General features: G+C 67.4%; 1 protein-coding gene. It reads right to left on the reverse strand.

Annotated features, from left to right (window positions below):
- The coding region (locus ACFYOY_RS48955) for an SDR family NAD(P)-dependent oxidoreductase (protein WP_388594586.1) at window positions 1-4882 on the reverse strand (4882 nt) is incomplete at its 3' end.
- Between the last annotated feature and the right edge of the window lie 108 nt (window positions 4883-4990).

Below are 4990 nucleotides of genomic sequence, written 5' to 3' on the forward strand. Positions count from 1 at the left end.
CCGCGGCCAGGAGGTTCTGCAGCAGGGACACCGTCGCCTCGACCGACAGCAACGACACCACACCCGCGACCGCCACATCGCCCGGCTCCACCGCCATCACGACCCGGACATCCGCCCCGGCCGACCGCAGCGCAACGGCCACATCGGCACCGCCAGCACCCACCACCAGCCACGTGCCACGCAGACTCGGCTGCTCAGCAACATCCCCGATCAGGGACCAGTCGAGGCGGTACCGCCACGATTCGACCAGTGACCTCCCCTGGTGACGGTGCCGCCATGCCGCCAGTGCGGGCAGAGCCGCGCTGAGCGGCTGCCCGGCGTCGATACCGAACGAACCGAAATCCTCGCGCTCGACCGCATCCCAGAACGCCGCGTCAACGGCGCTGGCCGCGGGCTGGACCGGGGACGGCTCCAGCCAGAACCGCTCACGCTGGAACGCATACGTCGGCAAATCAACGCGCCGAGCCCCCAGAAACATCGCCCGCCAATCCATCTCCACACCCCGGACAAACAGCCCACCCAGAGCCTCCATAGCAGCGGTGGGTTCCGGACGATTCGGACGCAGCACCGACACGCCATCGCCATCGGCCAGTGCGGTCAACGTGCCATCCGGACCCAGCTCCAGGAAGGAACCGACACCCAGCCCACGAAGCGTCTCCAGCCCGTCGGCAAAGCGCACGGTCTCCCGCACATGACGCACCCAATACTCCGGCGAACACAACTCCTCACCCGCCACCACACCGGATACGTTCGACACCACCGGCAAGTTCGGGGCCCGGAACTCCACGGACCCCAGCACCTCACCAAACTCCCCCAGCATCCCGTCCATACGCGACGAATGAAACGCATGACTCACCCGCAACCACCGCGTCCGCACCCCCCGCCCGATGAACACCTCCTCGACGGCACGAACCGCCTCCTCATCACCGGACAACACCACCGACTCGGGGCCATTCACCGCCGCAACCGCCACGCCCTCCACCAGCAGCGGCCGTACCTCATCCTCCGACGCCGCCACAGAAACCATCGCGCCGCCCGACGACAACGCCTGCATCAGACGACCGCGTGCGGCAACTACACATGCGGCATCCTCCAACGACCACACACCCGCCACACACGCCGCCGCCAACTCACCAACCGAATGACCCAGCAGATAATCCGGCTTCACACCCCACGAGACCATCAGCCGATACAACGACACCTCAAGCGCAAACAAACCCGCCTGCGCATACACCGTCTCCCCCAACAACTCAGCGTCATCACCCCACACCACCTCACCCAAAGACCGCTCCAGATACCGGTCCAGCTCCCCACACACCTCATCCCACACCGCGGCAAACACCGGATACGCCTCATACAACCCACGCCCCATCCCCAACCGCTGCGACCCCTGACCCGCAAACACCACACCCAACCCACCACCCACCGAAACCCCCACAACAACCGAACCCAACCCACCCAACAACTCATCACGATTCGCACCCACCACCACCGCACGATGCGACAACGCAGAACGAGCAGCCACCAAAGACCACCCCACGTCAGCCGGATCCCACTCGGGGTTGTCCGCCACAGACCCGCGCAACCGCTCCACCTGCGCCCGCACCGCAGCCTCACCCACACCCGACACCACCCACGGCACAGCAGGCAGCCCCACACGCTCGCCCCCAGCCTCCCCCACCACCACAGGCGCCTGCTCCACAATCACATGCGCATTCGTCCCACTCACCCCGAACGACGACACACCCGCCCGACGCGGCCGATCCACATCCGGCCACGCCACCTGCTCGGTCAGCAACTCCACCGCACCAGCCGACCAATCCACATGGGTAGACGGCTCGTCCAGGTGCAGGGTCCGGGGCAGCACGCCGTGGCGCATCGCCATCACCATCTTGATCACACCGGCCACACCCGCCGCAGCCTGCGTATGACCAATGTTCGACTTCACCGAACCCAGCAACAACGGCCGACCAGGATCCCGATCCTGACCATACGTGGCCAACAACGCCTGCGCCTCGATCGGATCACCCAACGCTGTACCCGTACCGTGCGCCTCGACCGCGTCGATCTCCGACGCCGAAAGTCCGGCGCTCGCCAGCGCCTGGCGGATCACCCGCTGCTGCGACGGACCATTCGGCGCCGTCAACCCATTCGACGCACCATCCTGATTCACCGCCGAACCCCGCACCACCGCCAACACCCGATGCCCAAGACGCTCAGCATCAGACAACCGCTCCACCAACAGCAGCCCCACACCCTCCGACCAACCCGTCCCATCCGCACCAGCGGCAAAGGACTTGCACCGGCCATCGGCAGCCAGCCCGCCCTGACGCGAGAACTCCACGAATGCGGTGGGGGTCGCCATCACCGTGACACCGCCCGCAAGCGCCAGCGAGCACTCACCGTTCCGCAGCGCCTGCACCGCCAAATGCAACGCCACCAGCGACGACGAACACGCCGTATCCACCGTCACCGCCGGACCCTCAAGCCCGAGCGTGTACGACACCCGACCCGAAATGACGCTGCCCGAACTGCCGGTGAGGAAGTAGCCTTCCGATGCGTCGGCGGCGCCATAGCCCTGCGGGGAGGCTCCCACGAACACTCCCGTCCGACTGCCCCGGACCGACGTGACCGGGACACCTGCCCGTTCGAACGCCTCCCATGCCGCGTGCAGCAGCAACCGCTGCTGCGGGTCCATCGCCAGCGCCTCACGCGGCGAGATCCCGAAAAGGCCGGGATCGAAGTCGCCCGCATCGTGCACGAACCCGCCGACACGCGCATACGACGTGTCCGACTCCCGCGCAGTCGCGTCGAAGAGGCCGGTCAGATCCCACCCACGGTCCGCCGGGAAGGCCGTAATGGCGTCGCCGTCAGAATCGACCAGCCGCCACAGGTCCTCGGGAGACTCGACATCCCCAGGGAAGCGGCAGCTCATACCGACAATGACGATGGGGTCGTCGTCATCCGGTCCGACCACCGGCATCGGCGGCACACTTTCCCGCGGCACGCCGAGCAATTCCACGTTCAGATATTCGGCGAGGGCCTCGGGAGTCGGATAGTCGAAGATCATCGTGGCCGGCGGTCGGATGCCGGTGGCTGTGGCAATCCGATCGCGCAGTTCCACCGCGGTCAACGAGTCGAAGCCGATTTCCTGGAACGTCCTGCCGGGGTCGACCGCCTCAGGGCCCGGGTGCCCCAGCACCGCCGCGGCAGATACGCGCACCAGCTCAACGGCCGCGCGCATACGCTCGCCCTCGGACATGGTGTGGAGACGGGCCGCGAATTCGCCCGCTCCAGTCCCCAAGGCGACTGTGTCGGCTATCAGCTCGCTCAGCAGGGGACTCGGACGCAGCGCCGTGAACCTCGGCCCGAACCGCTCCCAGTCCACATCCGCCACCACGAGCGCCGTCTCGTCGTCACACAACGCCCGCCGCAACGCCACCACAGCCGCCCCCGGAGCCATCCCCGACACACCACGCTCAACCAGAAACTCCTCACCCCCAACAGCCATACCACCACCACCCCACATACCCCACGCCACCGAAGTCGCCACCAACCCAACACCACGACGCCGCCACGCCAACCCATCCAAAAACGCATTCGCCGCCGCATACGCCGACTGACGACCGCTCCCCCACACCCCCGCAACCGACGAGAACAGAACAAAAGCGTCCAAGGACATATGACGCGTCAGCTCATCCAGGTGGATGGCGCCCATGACCTTCGGCCGCATGCCGGCCTCAAGGTCCTGTGCGGTAAGGGCGCTCAACGGGCCCCAGCTTGGGACTCCCGCAGCATGGACGACCACGCGAAGATCCGGGATTGTCCCGAGCAGTTCCGCAACCGCGTTCCGATCGGCCACATCACACGCCACGATCCGGGCCGACACGCCCATGGCCGCTAGTTCGGTGACCAGTTCCCGAGCTCCGGGAGCGTCCGGGCCCCGCCGACTCGTCAGCACGATCTCTGCGACGCCGGTACCTGCGAGCCATCGGGCGACGTGGCTCCCCAGGGCTCCCGTTCCACCGGTGATCAGCGCCGTCCCTGACGCTTCCCAGGCAGCGGACTGCCCCCGACCCGACGTCGTCACACGGCTCAGACGACAGCCGAAGACTTCGTTGCCACGGATCGCTGTGTGATCCTCCCGCGTGGCGCCTGAAAGCACCGAGCACAACAGACCGGAGGTCCGCTCATCCCATGAGGTGGGCAGATCGACCAGCCCGCCCCAACGCTCCGGATGCTCCAAGCCGATCACGCGGCCCAGCCCCCAGACCGCCGACGCGTAGGGATCCACCACATCCCCGTCCGCCACGGAGACCGCACCCCGGGTGACACACCACAACGGCGCGTCTATCCCCGCGGCCAGGAGGTTCTGCAGCAGGGACACCGTCGCCTCGACCGACAGCAGCGACACCACACCCGCGGCCGGGCCCGCGTCCAGCTCCTCGACCGTGACAACGCGCACCTCGGCGCCGGCGGCCCGCAGCGCGGCGACAACGTCCGTCTCCGCTCCGTCGGGCTCGATCACCACCAACCACAGCCCAGAGACTTGCGAAGAGCGACCCACAACCGGGGTCCAGGTCACCCGATACCGCCATGCGTCGACCACCGACTCTTCGCGCCGCGCCCGCCGCCACGACGCCAAGGCAGGCAACACGGCGCTCAACGGCTGCTCGGCATCGACCCCCAGAGCCCCCGCATCACCACGCTCGACCGCATCCCAGAACGCCGCGTCAACGGCACTGGTCTCGGTCCCAACCGCCGCCGACTCCAGCCAGAACCGCTCACGCTGGAACGCATACGTCGGCAAATCAACCCGCCGAGCACCCGGGAACACCCCCCGCCAGTCCACCTCCACACCCCGGACAAACAGCCCACTCACAGCGGCCATCACCGTAAGGGGCTCCGGGCGATCCGGACGCAGTACGGGCAGACCATCACCATCAGCCAGAGCGGACAACGTGCCATCGGGACCCAGCTCCAGGAAGGA

Origin of the sequence: Streptomyces sp. NPDC007875 (genome assembly GCF_042868035.1) — a bacterium.
GTDB lineage: Bacteria > Actinomycetota > Actinomycetes > Streptomycetales > Streptomycetaceae > Streptomyces > Streptomyces antimycoticus.